General features: G+C 62.3%; 16 protein-coding genes. 3 read left to right on the top strand and 13 right to left on the bottom strand.

Annotation, left to right across the window (positions count from 1 at the left end):
* Position 1: 1 nt before the first annotated feature.
* On the top strand, positions 2-787 hold the full coding sequence (locus tag ACN9MY_RS07630; RefSeq protein WP_426337082.1) for a substrate-binding periplasmic protein: 786 nt from the start codon (positions 2-4) through the stop codon (positions 785-787).
* Between the two features lie 3 nt (positions 788-790).
* Here the strand turns inward: ACN9MY_RS07630 and ACN9MY_RS07625 are convergent, their stop codons facing one another.
* Genes ACN9MY_RS07625 through ACN9MY_RS07600 form a run of 6 tightly spaced genes read right to left on the bottom strand, consistent with a single transcriptional unit; the run spans position 791 to position 5,780 of the window.
* Positions 791-1,834 (bottom strand): AI-2E family transporter, encoded by a 1,044-nt coding sequence (locus ACN9MY_RS07625; RefSeq protein ID WP_426337081.1) that lies wholly within the window; start codon positions 1,832-1,834, stop codon positions 791-793.
* Between the two features lie 19 nt (positions 1,835-1,853).
* Positions 1,854-2,432 carry an SCO family protein gene (locus ACN9MY_RS07620; protein ID WP_426337080.1) on the bottom strand — a complete coding sequence of 193 codons (579 nt, stop codon included), beginning with the start codon at positions 2,430-2,432 and terminating at the stop codon, positions 1,854-1,856.
* A 5-nt stretch (positions 2,433-2,437) separates the two neighbouring features.
* Positions 2,438-3,313, bottom strand: a complete 876-nt coding sequence (gene cyoE, locus ACN9MY_RS07615) for a heme o synthase (protein WP_426169218.1) — start codon at positions 3,311-3,313, stop codon at positions 2,438-2,440.
* Between the two features lie 2 nt (positions 3,314-3,315).
* Positions 3,316-4,455 (bottom strand): COX15/CtaA family protein, encoded by a 1,140-nt coding sequence (locus tag ACN9MY_RS07610; protein WP_426337079.1) that lies wholly within the window; start codon positions 4,453-4,455, stop codon positions 3,316-3,318.
* A 10-nt stretch (positions 4,456-4,465) separates the two neighbouring features.
* Positions 4,466-5,017: an SCO family protein gene (locus ACN9MY_RS07605; RefSeq protein ID WP_426337628.1), complete on the bottom strand. Its 552-nt coding sequence runs from the start codon at positions 5,015-5,017 to the stop codon at positions 4,466-4,468.
* A 37-nt stretch (positions 5,018-5,054) separates the two neighbouring features.
* Entirely contained in the window at positions 5,055-5,780 is a 726-nt protein-coding gene (locus ACN9MY_RS07600) for an SURF1 family protein (RefSeq protein ID WP_426337078.1), read from the bottom strand.
* Between the two features lie 33 nt (positions 5,781-5,813).
* Between ACN9MY_RS07600 and ACN9MY_RS07595 the strand changes: the two genes are divergently transcribed.
* The gene (locus tag ACN9MY_RS07595; protein ID WP_155455435.1) at positions 5,814-6,014 is read left to right on the top strand and encodes a DUF2909 domain-containing protein; all 201 of its coding nucleotides are present in this window, start codon (positions 5,814-5,816) and stop codon (positions 6,012-6,014) included.
* An 86-nt stretch (positions 6,015-6,100) separates the two neighbouring features.
* Here the strand turns inward: ACN9MY_RS07595 and ACN9MY_RS07590 are convergent, their stop codons facing one another.
* The 7 genes from ACN9MY_RS07590 to ACN9MY_RS07560 all read right to left on the bottom strand — a co-directional run bounded on the left by ACN9MY_RS07590 (position 6,101) and on the right by ACN9MY_RS07560 (position 11,987).
* Positions 6,101-6,964: a cytochrome c oxidase subunit 3 gene (locus ACN9MY_RS07590; RefSeq protein ID WP_426169209.1), complete on the bottom strand. Its 864-nt coding sequence runs from the start codon at positions 6,962-6,964 to the stop codon at positions 6,101-6,103.
* A gap of 28 nt (positions 6,965-6,992) precedes the next feature.
* On the bottom strand, positions 6,993-7,178 hold the full coding sequence (locus ACN9MY_RS07585; protein ID WP_426169206.1) for a DUF2970 domain-containing protein: 186 nt from the start codon (positions 7,176-7,178) through the stop codon (positions 6,993-6,995).
* 9 nt (positions 7,179-7,187) lie between these two features.
* Complete coding sequence (locus tag ACN9MY_RS07580) at positions 7,188-7,727, bottom strand: cytochrome c oxidase assembly protein (RefSeq protein WP_426337077.1); 540 nt, start codon at positions 7,725-7,727, stop codon at positions 7,188-7,190.
* 1 nt (position 7,728) lies between these two features.
* Positions 7,729-7,845, bottom strand: coding sequence for a cytochrome oxidase small assembly protein (locus tag ACN9MY_RS07575; RefSeq protein WP_229209989.1), 117 nt, complete (start codon positions 7,843-7,845; stop codon positions 7,729-7,731).
* A gap of 44 nt (positions 7,846-7,889) precedes the next feature.
* Complete coding sequence (ctaD, locus tag ACN9MY_RS07570; protein ID WP_426169200.1) at positions 7,890-9,488, bottom strand: cytochrome c oxidase subunit I; 1,599 nt, start codon at positions 9,486-9,488, stop codon at positions 7,890-7,892.
* A gap of 13 nt (positions 9,489-9,501) precedes the next feature.
* A complete protein-coding gene (gene coxB, locus ACN9MY_RS07565; RefSeq protein WP_426169197.1) occupies positions 9,502-10,728 on the bottom strand; it encodes a cytochrome c oxidase subunit II in 1,227 nt (408 codons plus the stop codon).
* A gap of 335 nt (positions 10,729-11,063) precedes the next feature.
* Positions 11,064-11,987: a methyltransferase domain-containing protein gene (locus tag ACN9MY_RS07560; RefSeq protein ID WP_426337076.1), complete on the bottom strand. Its 924-nt coding sequence runs from the start codon at positions 11,985-11,987 to the stop codon at positions 11,064-11,066.
* Positions 11,988-12,047: 60 nt separating this feature from the next.
* Between ACN9MY_RS07560 and ACN9MY_RS07555 the strand changes: the two genes are divergently transcribed.
* On the top strand, positions 12,048-12,785 hold the full coding sequence (locus tag ACN9MY_RS07555) for a phosphoribosyltransferase family protein (protein ID WP_426337075.1): 738 nt from the start codon (positions 12,048-12,050) through the stop codon (positions 12,783-12,785).
* The last annotated feature ends 1 nt before the right edge of the window (position 12,786 follow it).

The following is a 12,786-nucleotide window of genomic DNA, read 5'->3' as shown; positions in this document are numbered from 1 at the left end:
TATGCTTGTGCGCAGTATGCTGCTGGCCGTCGCGGCCTGCCTTGCCGGCAGCGCCGCGGCGGCATCCTGTGGTCCCTACACGGTCGCCACGTACGAACACGGCGCCCTGTACTACCGCAGCGGCGAGCAGTGGGCCGGCATCGACAAGGACATCGTCGACGAACTGGCGCGCCGTACCGGCTGCGAACTGCGCATGACGCGCGATTCGCGCATTCGCATCTGGACCATGCTGAAAGACGGCACGCTGGACATGACCATGTCCGGCATTTCCACGCCCGAACGCGAAGGCTTTGCGCGCTTCACGCCCTATCTGCAATCGCGCAATATGCTCCTGCTGCGCAACGAGGTGGCGCGGCATGCCGCCACGCTCGACCAATTCGCCGCGCAGCCGGAACTGAAGATCGCCGTGATCAAGGGATTTCGGCACGGCGCCACCTATGACGCCTGGCTGGACCGCCTGCGCAAGCAGGGCCGCGTGTATGACACGCCCGACTACACCACGCTGCTGCGGCTCTTCCAGTATGGCCGCGTGCACGCGATCCTCCAGCTGAGCAGCAATGTCGACGCCTTGCATCGCGATCCCCAGTTGCGCGGACAGTTCCGCGTACTGGACCTGGTGCCGCGCGAGAACGTACAGGGTTCGCTGGTCATTTCCCGCCTGGTTGCCGATACCTCGGCCAGCAGGATCGAACAGGCGCTGCGCGCCATGCGCGAAGACGGCACCGTCAAGACGATCATGGAACGGCATACCAGCCCCGAACGGGCGCTGGCCATGCTGGTGCGCTAGCGCTCAAACGACTGGCTTGATCTTGGTCCAGTTCCTGAGCAGGCCAAGCGCCACGGCCAGCAGGGTCGGGCCGATGAACAAGCCGACGAAGCCGAAGGCGAGCACGCCCCCCATCACGCCAAGCAGCACCAGCGCGAACGGCAGGCTGGAACCGCGCGAGATCAGGATCGGCTTGACCACGTTGTCCACGCCGCTGATGACGACCGTGCCGTAAATCAGCATGAAGATGCCCCAGCCAGTCATTCCCTGCGAGAACAGCCAGATCGCCGCACCGCCCCAGATCAGCGGCGGGCCCACCGGCACCAGCGAGAAGACGAAGGTGGCTACCGACAGCAGGGCCACCGCGGGCACCCTCGCAATCAGGAAACCCACCGCCGCTACGGCTGCCTGCGCCAGCGCGGTGCCAAGCATGCCGTACATCACGCCGGTGACGGTACGGCCGACAGTCTCCGCGACTTCGACCGCATGTTCGCCCATGATCTTGTCCATGCCCACTTCCAGCGCGGCCACGATGTTATGGCCGTCGCGGTACAGGAAGAACGAGACAAAGGCGGCCAGGCTGACCTGCGCCACGCCGGCGCCCAGCACAATGCCGCTATTGAGCAGGATGTTGCGGGCCGGTTCCACGTACTTCTTGGCCACGGCCAGCAGCTCCTCCTTGCTGCTCAGGATCTGGCGCAGGTAGGAATCGACCGACTCGCCCACCAGGGGCAGCTGGCGCAGCCACGCTGGCGGCTCGAAGCCGCCAGCATCGAGCGCATCGCGCGCACCGCGGTAGAAGTGGGTGACGCTGTCGGCGATATTCCATGTCACCAGCGACAGCGGCAGGACGATGATCAATACCAGCGACACCGTCATTACTGCAGCCGCAAGCGTGCGCCGGCCCTTCAGGCGGGCCAGCAGGCGTTGGTAAAGAGGCCAGGAAGAAATCGCAATGGCGGCGGCAAACAGGATGCCGGCCAGGAAGGGGCGAAGGACGTAAAGGCAGCCAATGACGAGGAAGACAATGGCTGCCAGGCGGCTATAGGGCTGAAATCGTTGTTCCATGCCCTTAGCTTAGCAGGAATCAGTTGGCGGCGAGAAGCTTCAGGTCGTGCACGATAGGCGCCGGCCCGCCGCCATGGCGCAGGAACAGGCGCAGCTTGCCGCTCTTGTCGAAAACATAGCTGCCGGCCGTGTGGTCGATGGTGTAGCTGTCCGGCGTCTTGCCAGGCACCTTCTGGTAGAACACCTTGAACTCCTTGGCCGTGGCGGCGACCTGCTCCGGCGTGCCGTACAGGCCCACGAAGCGCGAGTCGAAGCCCGGTACGTATTGCGACAGCAGTTCCTTGGTGTCGCGTTCAGGGTCGAGGGTGGCGAACAGCACCTGCACCTTGTCGGCGTCCGGGCCCAGCTCCTTCATCACGGCCGACATTTCAGCCATGGTGGTCGGGCACACGTCCGGGCAATGGGTAAAGCCGAAGAACAGCACCACCACCTTGCCCTTGTAGGAGTCCAGCGTCACCGGCTTGCCGGTGTGGTCGTTCAGCGAAAAGCCCTTGCCGTAGTCGAGGCCGGTCAAGTCGGTGTTTTCGAATTTGAGCTGCTTCTCGCCGCAGGCAGCCAGCGCCAGCAGCATGAACAGCGCCGCAAACAGTTTTTTCATAGGACTCAGAACTTGAAGTAGTGGTCGACCAGCAGTGCCGCGAACAGCAACGACAGGTAGATGATGGACCAGGTGAATGCCTTGCGCGCCACGATATCGCTGTAGTGTTTGTAGATGCGCCAGCCGTAGTACAAGAATACCGCGTTCAGTGCAATTGCGCTGAACAGGTAAATCAGGCCGCTCATTTTCACGGCAAACGGCAGCAGCGTGGTGGCGGCCAGGATGATCGAATACAGCCAGACGTGGAAAGCAGTGAAGCCCATGCCGTGGGTGACCGGCAGCATCGGCAGGCCGGAACGCTCGTAGTCGGCCTTGCGGTACATCGCCAGCGCCCAGAAGTGCGGCGGGGTCCAGACGAAGATGATCAGCACCAGCAGCCAGGCTTGCATTGGCACGTCGTTGGCAATGGCGGCCCAGCCGAGGGCCGGAGGCATCGCGCCGGACAGGCCGCCGATCACGATGTTCTGCGGCGTGGCCGGCTTCAGGATCATGGTGTAGATCACGGCGTAGCCGACAAAGGTGACAAAGGTCAGCCACATGGTCAGCGGGTTGACCAACTGGTGCAGGATCCACATGCCGGCGCCGCCGATGACGGCGGCAAACACCACGGTCTGCATGACGGTAATCTCGCCCATCGCCATCGGACGGCGTGCGGTGCGCGCCATGCGGGCATCGATTTCGCGCTCGGCCAGGCAGTTGACGGCGAACGCAGCACCGGACAGCAGCCAGATGCCGGCAGTCGCCGCAATCACCACGCGCCAGTCAGGCATGCCTTCGGAGGCCAGGAACATGCCGATGACGGCGCAAAACACCGCCAGCTGCGTCACGCGCGGCTTGGTCAGGGCCCAGTACTGGCCCATGCGGGAGGTCGAGGATTTCATTGTTATTGGTAGGCGGGGGCAGCCAGGTACTTAGCCCTGTAGTTTATCATGGTCAGCAACAGCACCAGGGCTGCCGCACCGGCGTTATGGATCACGGCAATGGCCAGCGGGAAGTTGAAATAGATGGTCGCGACCCCGGTAAATGCCTGCAGGACCAGCACCGCCGCCATCCAGCGCGCATGCTTGCCCAGGCCCTCGACGCGCCATGCCTGCCAGGCGGTCACGCCGAGCACCAGCACCACCACGGCGGCGAAGTTGCGATGCACCCAGTGGATCGCGGTCAGCGCCTCGAATGGCAGGTAGTGGCCGGCGGCAGTCTTGCCCAGCTCACGCCACAGGTGGAATCCGTGCTCGAAGTCCATCGGCGGCACCCAGGCCCCGGCGCAAGTCGGGAATTCGGTGCAGGCCAGCGTGGCGTAGTTGGAACTGACCCAGGCGCCCAGCGCCAGCTGCGCCAGCAGCACCACGCCGGATAGCGCAGCCAGCAGGCGGATGCGGCCCAGGCGCGCCGCCTGCGAACCAGCCGCGCGCGGCAGCGGCGCATGCAGCTGGTCCTCGCGGCCGCCGAACCAGGCCAGCAGGGCCAGCAGCGACATGCCCAGCACCAGGTGGCCGGTCACGAAGATCGGCTGCAGCTTCTGCGTCACGGTCCAGGCGCCGAACGCGCCTTGCAGCAGGATGAAGAAGAACAGGAAAGTCGGGTAGCCCGGCGGAATGCGGCGCGCCATGCCGGCACCGGCGCCGGCGCGGCCCCTGCCCGTCGAGCGCCACCACGCCACGCCCATCATGGCCACGATCAGGACGCCGATGCCCATGGCCAGGTAGCGATGGATCATCTCGATCCAGGCCTTCATCATGGTGACCGGGCCGGTCGGCATCAGCGCTTCGGCGGCACGGATCTGTTCATGCGCGATGAAAGGATTGGCTTCGCCGTAGCAGCCCGGCCAGTCCGGGCAGCCCAGGCCCGAATCGGTCAGGCGCGTGAAGGCGCCGAACACGATCAGGTCGAAGGTCAGGAAGACCGCGATCCAGACCAGCTTGCGGTATTTATTGGTGTCCTTCGAAATCCAGACGATGGACAGCGGCAGCGAGGCGACGACCAGCGCCGTAATCGCCATATGGGCAAAGGAATTGTGGTCCATTGCGCCCGCCTTAGCCGATGGCCGAAGCCTTGAGTACCTTGGCCAGGTCCTTCTTCACCTTGGCCGGATCGGCGTTCTTCGGGAAGCGCATCATCAGGTGGCCCATCGGGTCGATCAGGTAGATGTGCTCTTCCACCTTGCCGCCCTTTTCCAGCGGCAGCCACTTGGCCACCGCGTCGGCCGGCGCACGCAGGAAGCGGGTGCCGTCGTTCACGCGCAGCATGAAGGTTTCCAGCGGCTCGCTATCGGTGATCAGCCACACGCGCTCGATGCGGTCCGCTTCCTTGCCCTGCATGGTCCGCAGCTGGCGCATCATGAACAGCATGTCCTGGCATTTCTGGTCGCAGGCAGAGCCGCCCACCTTGACCATCAGCCACTTGCCCTTGAAGTCTTCCAACGTTTGCGGCTTGCCATCGACCGTGGTGCTGGCCATGGCCGGGATCGGGTGCTGGCGCGGGTCGAGCAGGTCGCCGTAGTTGGTGCGCCCTTCGGGCTTGATGAAGTAATAGGTGACATAGGAAGCAAGGATCGGTGCGGCGCACACCAGCAGCACCGCGAACATGCTCCAGCGGCCACGGCGGCGCTGGTTCTCGTCTTGTTTAGCGTTTTCCACTTTTTCTCAATCCGGTGAATACAAAGAAAAGACCTGCCATTGCCGCCAGTGCGTACCACTGGAAGGCGTAACCTTTATGCTTGTCCGCGCCCATCGCCGGTGCGGGCCAGTCGCGCTGCAGCGCTTCGGCGGTGCCGGTCGCGCCATCCGGCGACGATTGCTCGACCACCAGCGGCTGGAATCTCCAGCCCGTCGCTGCGGCCAGCGCCGCCGCATCGGCATTCTGCACGATCGCTCCCGGCGCAAGTCTGGGCGCTTCGCCCAGTTGCATCACATGCCCTGGCGCCAGCCGGGCGATGCCTTCGACCACCACCGGGCCCGCCGGCGTTGCATACGAAGGCAGCTTGCTGCGGTCGGCCATATCGCGCGGCAGCCAGCCGCGCGCCACCAGCACGTGCATATCGCTGCCGGCCAGCCGCAACGGCATCAACAGGTAGAAGCCGGGACGCCCTGCGTGCGGGCGGTTGTCGAGGTAGACCGGCCAGCCGCTCACCCACTCGCCTTGCAGCCGCACGCGGCGGAATTCCACGTCGGCGGCAGCCACCGGAGCGGCGCCCAGGTCCAAAGGCGCGGCGGCATTGCCGGCCGCCAGGCGCGCTTCGAGCGCAAGCTTCTGGGCGGCGCGGCCATCCTGCCAGCGCCCGGCGGAAACGCCGATCGCCACCAGGACCACCGTGGCCAGGAAAGGGATCAACCGAAAGCGGAATGCCATACAATAAGGTTCCTCAGAAACCGCTCTATTACCATGAAATACTTTGTCGCCGTCGCCTTCGTGCTGATCATTGGCAGCCTGGCTTCAGCCTTCATCAGCATGATGCGCAGCAAATCGGCCAACCCGAAAATGGTGCGCGCTTTTGCGCTGCGCGTCGGTTTCTCGATCGCGCTGTTCATCACCATCCTGGTGCTGGCAAAGCTCGGCTATATTAAACCGACCGGTATCCGCTAAATGCAAAAAGCCGCATCTGCACAGAGCGCGACCTGGGGCGCGTTCTGGCCGATGCGGCTTTTTTGCGGTTAGATTATAACCGCGTCTTACATCCAGTACACGACGACGTACAGGCCCAGCCAGACAACGTCAACAAAGTGCCAGTACCAGGCCGCGCCTTCGAAGGCGAAGTGGTGTTCAGCGCTCATGTCGCCGCGGATCAGGCGGTACAGCACGACGGACAGCATGATCGCGCCCATGGTCACGTGGAAGCCGTGGAAGCCGGTCAGCATGAAGAAGGTCGAGCCGTAGATGCCCGAGGTCAGCTTCAGGTTCAGTTCGCTGTAAGCGTGCATGTATTCATAAGCCTGGAAGCCCATGAAGGTTGCGCCCAGCAGCACGGTGGCAGCCAGCCAGAAGATCGCCTTGGAGCGGTTGGCAGCCTGCAGCGCGTGGTGCGAAATGGTCAGGGTCATGCCCGAAGCCAGCAGCAGCGCGGTGTTGATGGTCGGGATCGGGAACGGGCCCATCGGGGTGTAGTTGTCCACGGTGCCTGCCGGACCCACGCCGCCATTCCAGTTGGCCGAGAAGTCAGGCCAGATCAGCTTGTGGTCCAGGTCGGCCAGCCAAGGCATGGTGATCTGGCGTGCGTAGTACAGCGCGCCGAAGAAGGCGCCGAAGAACATCACTTCGGAGAAGATGAACCAGCCCATCGACCAGCGGTAGGACACGTCGATGCGCTTGGAGTACAGGCCCTTCTCGGACTCTGAGATGGCGTCGCCGAACCAGAAGTACAGCACGGCCAGGGTCATGACGATGCCGATGTTATTGACGATCATGCCCCATGGTGCGTCGTTGACCCATGCGGATGCGCCAATCATGGTCACCAGCAGGGAAATACCTGCCAGCATCGGCCACTTGGAAGGACCAGGCACGAAGTAGTACGGTGCCGCGGCGTTATTAGAGCTCATCTTGTTCTCCCTAAAATCCTGCAATAATTTACTTTGAAACCACGAGTTTTACGATCGAAACCAGCAAGCCGATGAACAGGGCCGCGCCCAGCAATCCGGCGACGATGACGTGGACCGGCTTGATCTTCTCCTGGTCCTGGTCAAAATCGCTTTTGCGGCGCAGGCCGAAGAACGACCAGATCACTGCTTTCATCGAATACAAAAACGATCCCATCTGCCTTCCTTAATTGGCTGCGGTCTGGTTGCCCAGGCCGCCCGCCTCGATAAAGGTGTACGACAGGGTGACGGTCTTCACGCTCTTCGGCACCGCCGGATCGATGAAGAACACCACCGGCATCTGCCGCGCCTCCTTCGGTTTCAGCGTCTGCTCCTTGAAGCAGAAGCATTCCACCTTCTTGAAGTGCGGCGTCACTTCCATCGGCGTGTAGCTCGGGACGGCTTGCGCCTTCACCGTGCGGTCCACGCTGTTGACTACCTCGTATACCACCGTCGTCATTTCGCCAGGGTGCACGGTCACGCTGTTCTGGGTGGCGCGGAAACGCAAGGTGCCCTGCACATTGCTGACCAGCTCCACCGTGATTTCACGGCTCATGTCGACCTGGCTGTTCCTGGCAACTTCCTGCGGCTTGCCATCGATCAGGTTCAGTCCCAGCACCTCGCACAGGTGCTTGTACACCGGGATCAGCGCATAGCCAAAGCCGAACATCATGACGGCAATGACCAGCAACTTGCCAAGCAGCTTCTTGTTCTCGCCGCCGCTCATTTCAGTGGTGCCCCAGCATCCATTGCTTGCCGATGACGGAAACAAAGAACACTACGGCGACCGACAACAGAATCAGGGCCAGGCGCAGGTTGCTATTCGGCTTCTTCGGGTCAGACATGGTACTTCCTATAGGGGACGGGCTGGCCCGTCCCCGAAAAGCGATTACTTGACAGTCGGCGGTACTTCGAAGGTGTGGAACGGCGCCGGCGACGGCACGGTCCACTCCAGGCCTTCAGCGCCATCCCATGGCTTGGCTTCCGCCTGCTTGCCGCCACGGATGGTCGGCAGCACCACGAAGAACAGGAAGAACACCTGGCTCAGGCCGAAACCGAAAGCACCGATCGAAGCGATCGAGTTGAAGTCGGTGAACTGCGCCTGATAGTCGGCGTAGCGGCGTGGCATGCCGGCCAGGCCCAGGAAGTGCATCGGGAAGAAGGTCACGTTGAAGGTGATCAGCGACAGCCAGAAGTGGGCCTTGCCCATCGTCTCGTTGTACATGTGGCCGGTCCACTTCGGTACCCAGTAGTAGAAGCCTGCGAACAGCGCAAACAGCGAACCTGCCACCAGCACGTAGTGGAAGTGCGCCACCACGTAGTAGGTATCCTGCAGCTGGATGTCGACCGGGGTCACTGCCAGCATCAGGCCGGTGAAGCCGCCCATGGTGAACACGAAGATGAAGCCGACCGAGAACAGCATCGGGGTTTCAAAGGTCATCGAGCCTTTCCACATGGTCGCGATCCAGTTGAAGACCTTCACGCCGGTCGGCACGGAGATCAGCATGGTGGCGTACATGAAGAACAGCTGCGAGGTCACCGGCATGCCGGTGGTGAACATGTGGTGGGCCCAGACGATGAACGACAGGATCGCGATGGACGCGGTGGCGTACACCATCGAAGCGTAGCCGAACAGCTGCTTGCGGGCGAAGGCCGGGATGATCTGCGACACGATGCCGAAGGCCGGCAGGATCATGATGTACACCTCTGGGTGACCGAAGAACCAGAAGATGTGCTGGTACATGACCGGGTCACCGCCGCCGGCGGCGTTGAAGAAGGAGGTGCCGAAGTGACGGTCGGTCAGGGTCATGGTGATGGCGCCTGCCAGGACCGGCATCACGGCGATCAGCAGGTAGGCGGTGATCAGCCAGGTCCAGCAGAACATCGGCATCTTCATCAGGGTCATGCCAGGAGCGCGCATGTTCAGGATGGTGACGATGATGTTGATGGAACCCATGATCGACGACGCGCCCATGATGTGCATGGCGAAGATACCCATGTCCATGCCGATGCCCATCTGGGTCGACAGCGGAGCGTACAGGGTCCAGCCGGCAGCGGTCGCGCCGCCAGGCACGAAGAACGAGCCGGCCAGCAGGATCGCCGCAGGAGGCAGCAACCAGAACGAGAAGTTGTTCATGCGGGCGAACGCCATGTCGGATGCGCCGATCTGCAGCGGGATCATCCAGTTGGCGAAGCCGACGAAGGCCGGCATGATGGCGCCGAACACCATCACCAGGCCGTGCATGGTGGTCAGCTGGTTGAAGAATTCAGGCTGGAAGAACTGCAGGCCAGGCTTGAACAGTTCGGTACGGATCATCAGCGCCAGCACGCCGCCGGACAGCAGCATGATGAACGAGAACCACATGTACAGGGTACCGATGTCCTTGTGGTTGGTCGCGAACAGCCAACGGCTCAGGCCGTGTGGGTGATCGTGTGCGTGATCGTGGTCGCCGTGGGCGTGATCGTGTGCGTGATCGATAGTGCTCATGTAATGCTCCTAATTACTTGGCGCGAGCAGCCACAACTTCGGCTGGCTGAACGATGTTTTCCGCTGGCTTATTCGACCAGTTGTTGCGGGTGTAGGTGATGACAGCCGCGATATCGGTATCCGACAGTTGCTTCCATGCCGGCATTTCGGATGGGTACTTGCCCGATTTCTTACCGTGCAGCAGCACATTGATCTGTTCGGCTTTCGGGCCGTTCACCACTTCGGAGCCGTCCAGTGGCGCGAAGGCACCCGGCACGCCCTTGCCGTTTGCCTGGTGGCAGACTGCGCAATTAGCGGTGTAGACTTTTTCGCCCTTGGTCTTCAATTCGTCGATGGTCCAGGTCTTGTTCGGATCGTCTGCCAGGGCAGCCATTTCCTTCTTCTTGCCGTTGACCCAGGCGGTGTACTCTTCGGCGGTCACGACCTTGACCACGATCGGCATGAAGGCGTGCTCTTTACCGCACAGCTCGGCGCAGTTGCCGCGGAAGGTGCCGGTGTATTCAGCCTTGAACCAGGTGTCGCGCACGAAGCCTGGGATCGCATCCTGCTTGACGCCGAATGCCGGGATCATCCAGGCGTGGATCACGTCGTTGGCGGTGGTGACGATGCGGACCTTCTTGCCGACCGGGACCACGACTTCGTTGTCCACTTCCATCAGGTAGTTTTCGTTGCGCTTGCCGGTGAATTCTTCACCAGGGTTGCCCACTTGCGAGCGCGGGGTCGACAGGTTGGAGATGAAGGAGATGCCTTCGCCTTCGCCCTTCAGGTAGTCATAGCCCCATTTCCACTGCATGCCGGTGGCTTTGATGGTGATGTCGGCGTTGGAGGTGTCTTTCATCGCAACCACGGTCTTGGTTGCTGGCAGTGCCATGCCGATAACGATCAGGAAAGGCACGACGGTCCAGGCGATTTCAACGGCGGTGGATTCGTGGAAGGTGGCGGCTTTGTGGCCGACCGACTTGCGGTGCTTGAAGATCGAGTAGAACATCACGCCGAACACGGCGACGAAGATGACCATAATGATGACCATCATCATGGTGTGCAGGTCATAGATGTTTTCAGCGATCTTTGTTGCAGGAGCCTGCAGGTTCAACTGATGGACCATCGGACCGCCGGTGCCACCGGTCTTTGCCGTGTAGTCGCCGGCCGCTGTCGCCGCAGGCTCTGCCCACGCCGGCATTGCTGCGGCGGTAACGGCCAAGCCGAGCATCAACGATTGAAGTCGCTTCGCAAGTTTCATGTTTTCCCCAACCACCCAAAAATAAAGAAGATTTTTGTGCGCCAGGCCCGCCTAACCGCGGACCCGCCGCACGCTAAACACCTAAAGGCTCCGAGCCAAGCCAGCGCAAAATAATTCGCGACCGGACTGTGCTGGAACCTTGAAAAACACTCCCGATGACCACACATCATCGATAGCTTTGCTGCCATATTTGCCTGGCCTGGACCGCCTTGTTGCGTTCGGCTGGGCGAAGTCTTGGCAAAATTAGCTAAAGATTATACTCAGTGAACATGTCCTACATCAAGGGCAGCACACCCTTCACTGTGGTATACGCAAGTAACCCCGGCCTTCCCTGCCTATTTTTTGGGCTTCCTTGTCAAGTCAAAACGGATGATCGCTTCGCCGCTGCTGGTGACCTTTGGGGCCGGGCGGAAGGCATGGCCGTAGATCACTTCAAAGGTCAGCGCCAGCTTGCCGTCCGCCCGGCGCTGCTTTTCCAGGCCTTGCAGCATGCGCTGGTATGCCAGTTTTCCGAGCAGCCCCTTGCGCCGCGTCTGCAGCGGATTGCCGCCCAGCGCGCGGGCATCGGCCAGCAGCTTGTCGGCGCTGTCGTAGGTCACCGTGATCTTTTCCATATCCATGACCGGCTCGGCAAAGCCTGCTTCCACAAGCTGGTCGCCGAAATCGTGCATGTCGACGAAGGGCAGCGTATGCGGCGCCAGGTCGACTTCGGCGAAGGCGGTCCGCAGTTCCTGCAGCGTATCCGGGCCGAAGCAGGAGAACATCAGCAGGCCGCCTACCTTCAGCACGCGATGCCACTCCGCAAACACGCGGTCCGGCTGCGGGTGCCAGTGCAGCGCAAGGTTAGACCACACCAGGTCCGCGTTGTTCCGCGCCAGCGGCAGGTCGGCCATATCGGCGCACAGGTAGTCAATGCCCGATTTTGCTGGTAGCAATTTGCCAATCAGCTGGCTCAGGCCGGTTTTGCCGGCCTGGCCGCGCGCGGCAGCAATCATGGCGGGCGAGGTGTCGACGCCCAGGATCTGGGCGGCGGGATAGCTTTTTTGCAAGGCCGGCAAATCCGGGCCGGTGCCGCAACCCGCATCGATCACGCGCAGCGGGTTGACTTTGACCAGTTGCAGGCGCTCGTGCATGCGGCTGGCAATCTCGCGCCGCAGGAAATCGGCTTCCGCCACGCGGGCCGGGTCGGCAAACAGGGCGCGGACTCGATCTAGGTCAATAGGAGCGCTCAATTTCGGCGGTTTTGCTGGGGCTTGCATATTTAATACGGTTCTTTAATGGGATAATCCGGGCAGTTTACTCGTTCGCGGAGATTTGCGATGGGTAGTGCATTTGCCAACGGCCTGCTGGCCGCCCTGTTGCCCTGTAATTGCGTGCTGTGCGGCGCCTGCGGACCAGCTTTGCTCTGCCCCGGCTGCCGCCAGCAGTTCTTCGCCGCCACGGCTCCCCGCTGCCCGATCTGCGCCAATCCACTGCCGCCAGCGCCCGAGGACCTGGAGCCAATGCCCTGCGGCCGCTGCCAGGCCGAGCGTCCCGCCTTCGACGCCACGGTGGCCGCTGCCGACTACGCCCTTCCTGTGGACCGCCTCGTGCTTCAGTTAAAATTCGCCCGCCAGCTCGCGCTGGCGCGCCTGTTTGCCGGCCTGCTGGCAGACGCGGTGCAGCGCGCCGATGCCAGGCTTTACCCGCGCCCTGCCCTGCTGTGCCCCGTGCCGCTTGGCCTGCAGCGCCTGTCGGAGCGCGGTTTCAACCAGGCGCTGGAAATCGCCCGCCCGCTAGGCAAGGCCCTTGGCATCGCCGTCCATGCCAGACTCGCAGTACGCGTGCGCGACACGCTGGCCCAGAGCAGCACGCCCCACGGCGCGCGCCATGCCAATATCGCGCATGCCTTTGCGATTCCCGAGCGGGCGCTGGTCGAAGGCCGGCATATCGGCCTGGTGGACGATGTCATGAGCAGCGGCGAAACGCTGCAGGAACTTGCCGCAACGCTAAAGCGCCACGGCGCCGCGCGCGTGACGAACTATGTGTTCGCCCGCACGCCGCCGCAGACTCATTAGG

Source organism: Pseudoduganella sp. R-31 (assembly GCF_049913235.1).
Lineage (GTDB): Bacteria > Pseudomonadota > Gammaproteobacteria > Burkholderiales > Burkholderiaceae_D > Rugamonas.
The sequence above is the reverse complement of the archived record's forward strand: the minus strand, read 5'-3'. Positions and strand labels throughout refer to the sequence as shown.

What these genes read in the sequence shown, in the direction of transcription:
- ACN9MY_RS07580 (WP_426337077.1), bottom strand. Translation starts at nt 7,727, where the DNA reads ATGAGCGGCGGCGAGAACAAGAAGCTGCTTGGCAAGTTGCTGGTCATT.
- ACN9MY_RS07595 (WP_155455435.1), top strand. Translation starts at nt 5,814, where the DNA reads ATGAAATACTTTGTCGCCGTCGCCTTCGTGCTGATCATTGGCAGCCTG.
- ACN9MY_RS07600 (WP_426337078.1), bottom strand. Translation starts at nt 5,780, where the DNA reads ATGGCATTCCGCTTTCGGTTGATCCCTTTCCTGGCCACGGTGGTCCTG.
- ACN9MY_RS07605 (WP_426337628.1), bottom strand. Translation starts at nt 5,017, where the DNA reads ATGTTCGCGGTGCTGCTGGTGTGCGCCGCACCGATCCTTGCTTCCTAT.
- ACN9MY_RS07560 (WP_426337076.1), bottom strand. Translation starts at nt 11,987, where the DNA reads ATGCAAGCCCCAGCAAAACCGCCGAAATTGAGCGCTCCTATTGACCTA.
- ACN9MY_RS07585 (WP_426169206.1), bottom strand. Translation starts at nt 7,178, where the DNA reads ATGGGATCGTTTTTGTATTCGATGAAAGCAGTGATCTGGTCGTTCTTC.
- ctaD (WP_426169200.1), bottom strand. Translation starts at nt 9,488, where the DNA reads ATGAGCACTATCGATCACGCACACGATCACGCCCACGGCGACCACGAT.
- ACN9MY_RS07610 (WP_426337079.1), bottom strand. Translation starts at nt 4,455, where the DNA reads ATGGACCACAATTCCTTTGCCCATATGGCGATTACGGCGCTGGTCGTC.
- ACN9MY_RS07555 (WP_426337075.1), top strand. Translation starts at nt 12,048, where the DNA reads ATGGGTAGTGCATTTGCCAACGGCCTGCTGGCCGCCCTGTTGCCCTGT.
- coxB (WP_426169197.1), bottom strand. Translation starts at nt 10,728, where the DNA reads ATGAAACTTGCGAAGCGACTTCAATCGTTGATGCTCGGCTTGGCCGTT.
- ACN9MY_RS07630 (WP_426337082.1), top strand. Translation starts at nt 2, where the DNA reads ATGCTTGTGCGCAGTATGCTGCTGGCCGTCGCGGCCTGCCTTGCCGGC.
- ACN9MY_RS07625 (WP_426337081.1), bottom strand. Translation starts at nt 1,834, where the DNA reads ATGGAACAACGATTTCAGCCCTATAGCCGCCTGGCAGCCATTGTCTTC.
- ACN9MY_RS07575 (WP_229209989.1), bottom strand. Translation starts at nt 7,845, where the DNA reads ATGTCTGACCCGAAGAAGCCGAATAGCAACCTGCGCCTGGCCCTGATT.
- ACN9MY_RS07620 (WP_426337080.1), bottom strand. Translation starts at nt 2,432, where the DNA reads ATGAAAAAACTGTTTGCGGCGCTGTTCATGCTGCTGGCGCTGGCTGCC.
- ACN9MY_RS07590 (WP_426169209.1), bottom strand. Translation starts at nt 6,964, where the DNA reads ATGAGCTCTAATAACGCCGCGGCACCGTACTACTTCGTGCCTGGTCCT.
- cyoE (WP_426169218.1), bottom strand. Translation starts at nt 3,313, where the DNA reads ATGAAATCCTCGACCTCCCGCATGGGCCAGTACTGGGCCCTGACCAAG.